Annotated in this window: 3 protein-coding genes; 1 reads left to right on the top strand and 2 read right to left on the bottom strand. The window is 41.9% G+C overall.

The window, feature by feature from the left end; translation table 11 throughout:
* Both AC4E96_RS11390 and AC4E96_RS11385 read right to left on the bottom strand, forming a co-directional pair.
* A partial coding sequence (locus AC4E96_RS11390) for a hypothetical protein (protein ID WP_490255904.1) occupies window positions 1-252 on the bottom strand: 252 nt, incomplete at its 3' end.
* A 160-nt stretch (window positions 253-412) separates the two neighbouring features.
* Window positions 413-2158: a class I SAM-dependent methyltransferase gene (locus AC4E96_RS11385; RefSeq protein WP_490255903.1), complete on the bottom strand. Its 1746-nt coding sequence runs from the start codon at window positions 2156-2158 to the stop codon at window positions 413-415.
* A 223-nt stretch (window positions 2159-2381) separates the two neighbouring features.
* Between AC4E96_RS11385 and AC4E96_RS11380 the strand changes: the two genes are divergently transcribed.
* Window positions 2382-3062, top strand: a complete 681-nt coding sequence (locus AC4E96_RS11380) for a hypothetical protein (RefSeq protein ID WP_490255902.1) — start codon at window positions 2382-2384, stop codon at window positions 3060-3062.
* The last annotated feature ends 237 nt before the right edge of the window (window positions 3063-3299 follow it).

The raw sequence follows: 3299 nt of genomic DNA, 5'->3' as shown, positions 1-3299 counted from the left end.
GTTTCGCCACGACTCTTTCACGCAGGCAACAGCCATCATTAGAATTGGTAGCCCAATAGTCGACTGAAAGACAAAAAACATGGCAGAAGATGGCTGCTCAAAATAGACAGAGTCCACGCTTTGAGTAACCAGATAAGACGTATAACCGTTTAGTACAACAGCAACTAAAGCCACAAGGACTTTAAACAAACTTACGTTTACTCGCTCTTCAGGTATCACAGGTATAGTCGGTGTTTCGGTATTGTTTTCCATGACGTTTCCTTTTTGTTTCCTGTACAAAAAACAAACTACAAGAAGAACTGCGGTTGGTCAATGTCTTAAATGTAACCCTTCTACACTGCTGATTGTTAAGCGGTGATGACTTGAGAATAAAGGTCTTAGGTTTTGCGCTTTTGCCCTTAAACTTTGAGCTTTATCCCCAGTCTGCCAATTGCTGCAAATCCTTGATTCTATCTCTTTGTAAGCTGAACGCCTCAAATACATCGTCAAAACTGCGATTGTTCGACGACAAGCTAGGTAACGCCAAATTTGCTTGAGTAAAAAACTCTTCTTGGTTTTGTTGCCACGCTTGTTGCCACCAATGAGTAATAAAATCACGTGATGTTGACACTTTATGTCGGGTAGGCAATTTGTCCGACTTATTTGCATTGATACTCGCTTTTGTCGGCAGTAAATTCCATAAATCATTATTCGGCCAACGAGCAAAAGGAAACGCATGGTCTATCGCAAAGGGCTTTGATTTGATTGAGCGTCCGGACCAACAACATGCAACATCGTCTTTGGATAATATGTCATCCACCCGTTTACGAACACGAGCTGTAGTTCTTGCCGGATCGTCCCATGCTAATGCTTTGAGGTAATCGAGCTTTGTAAAGCCTTGAGCTTTATTATTTTGAAACCCCGACATTAAGTTTGCCCACTCGTTGATCAAAGTAGGCTCAATCCAAACACTATATCGAGCCAATGACTCCCAAATATGTATAGGCACATAAAGAGTCCCAAGCGAGCCCAAAAAATCATTATTTAGTATTAGTGCTGACTTGGGCTGGCTAGTTCTTTTCGTCTCAACACTAAATACCGGTTGGTTAGTGCCTGGTAATGTCGTGTATTTTACCGGCATATTTTTAATCGTTGATGTAATGTCTTTCAGTGCCTTATACAAAGGCCCAGCTATTTTACTAGACTGGAAATGCGCTCCAATATAAAAGTCGTTGACCGATAAATAGGTTAACTGGCCCCAACCATCAGGCTTTATAAAACCTAGACCTGTTTTGGTTCCGCTGTTTTGTTGCATTTGCGATTGATCGACCAATGGCTTAAACAACTTCATCCAATACAACGCAACTAAGCCCATTGGCAACGCCACATGATTGTCTGTCTGCTCAATTACCGCACCGGGGTGACCTTCTGCGATTCGTAATAAACTTCTTAATAAAGCCAGTTTGTAAGTCGATGATTTGTTGTCATTAACGGCGATATTTCTAATGAGCGGGAACGCTCCGGTGCCGTCATCCGGTAACTGCAACAGCACTGTTTCCCAACTCACATCTCCACGCCCTAGCTCGTCTTGATTACGGTCTTTAGATAGTCGCTTGAACGCAAGGCCAAATTGGCTAGCGAGTTTGGCTAGCTCGTCTGCCGATACAGGATGCATGACTCTTTCATCACCACTTTGACCATGGCGAAGAGAAATGATTATTTTGCCGTTGGGTTTTAAAAGTGCACTGAGTTTTCGAATACAGCGTTCTCGTTGACTCGGTACAATATGCATCCAAACGGCACTTAATAAAATCAGGTCGAATTTAGTTTGTAACGCAAAAATAGACTTGAGATCCGGTAGGCTATCTGCAAGCCAATGAACAGCTGGGGCGCTGTTTGGGTTTTCTTTTACACCTTCATTTGAATTGCGCTCACTGTCGACATTATATTGTTTTGCGAGTTCTCGAATCCCACTTGCAGGCTCTGCTGCAACGACACTCAGACCTTTTGCTGCCAAATACCTTGCATCTCTGCCCGAACCAGCTCCAACATCTAATACAAAACCTTCTTTAGGGATCTCATTTAACCAGTCTTTATGAACGGACTCAAAAGGCACACTGTCGTACTGTTCTGATAGTACTTGGGCGTTTTTGGAGTAAAAGCTAATATTCCTGCTCATTGACGATAAACTTCCTTTTAGTCAGTGATTTGAACTTTCCTGACTATCCTTTCTGACCTGAACCCGTAGGATACTCTTTTTTCTCATATGTCGTAAAGAAAGGCCTATAGCAATGAACAGTTGTTTTTAAAGTCGAAAGCAAGCTTTGTATTCAAAAAAGTTTAAAATCGGTACTACACTAAGACTTTACTATTAAAACATTGAACGTGTGTTAGGTAAGCTATTGAGTTTAATCCACGAAATAAAGCCAGGCACAGTAGTAGAAGCTGTGTACAAAAACGCAATTCATCAAAGCGTAAGTTTTAAGCTCGACTACATAGGTTGTATAACCAACGAGTCTCTCTTGTTTAATCTCACCAGTAATCGAAAAAGCCTTCACGAAATTAAAATGCTCCGACCTGGCTTAGTCATTAATTTAAGGGTTATAACAGGTACGGATGTGTTAACCATGTTAGTGTTCAAGTCCGAGTTATTAATGGTCACGACCGTCAATGTACCTATAATGGTCGTAAGCTACCCAAAAGAAATCGCACAAAAACGACTGCGGAGTGAACCACGACTAAAAATTGAGTTAATGGTAAATTTGATTGTAGGCTCAACAAAAGCGGAGCATCTCGCGTTGGCCACTGACATTTCCAAATCAGGTATCCATTGTGAATACCATCCTACAGAAGCCGAACTTGCTGATGCCGATTCAGACACCCTTTCCAAGTTCATTGACGAAGAGGTAAACATTGAGTTTCCACCCGATGAAGAACATTTAGAGCCTACGGTGTTAAGAGGGAAAATAAAAAACATTCGTGGTCGAGAAAAGCTTTCAGTAGGAATTCTGTTTAACCAAGATGACCAAGCTGCGATAAAAAGCTTTTATGCGCTGTTGTTGATGAAAGAGCATGGGTTGTGAGATTTGCGCCATTCTGGCGTTCCAAATTGCTCCGGGCAATTTGGTGAACCGCTTCGCTGGTTCTAAATCCAGAGGGATTTCTGCTTATTTCTGAGTGTTTGATTTTACAAATGTATATGAAGAAAAGAATTGGTCGGACTGACTGGATTTACAAAAAACGTCCTGTTTTTTGCCCTACGGGCCGCCATTCTGGCGTTCCAAATTGCTCCGGGCAATTTGGTGAACCGCTTCGCTGGT

Source organism: Psychrosphaera sp. (assembly GCF_982872775.1).
This window is presented reverse-complemented; position numbering and strand designations above follow the sequence as displayed.

Excerpts from the sequence above, each read along its gene's own strand:
- AC4E96_RS11385 (WP_490255903.1), bottom strand. The coding sequence starts at position 2,158 with ATGAGCAGGAATATTAGCTTTTACTCCAAAAACGCCCAAGTACTATCA.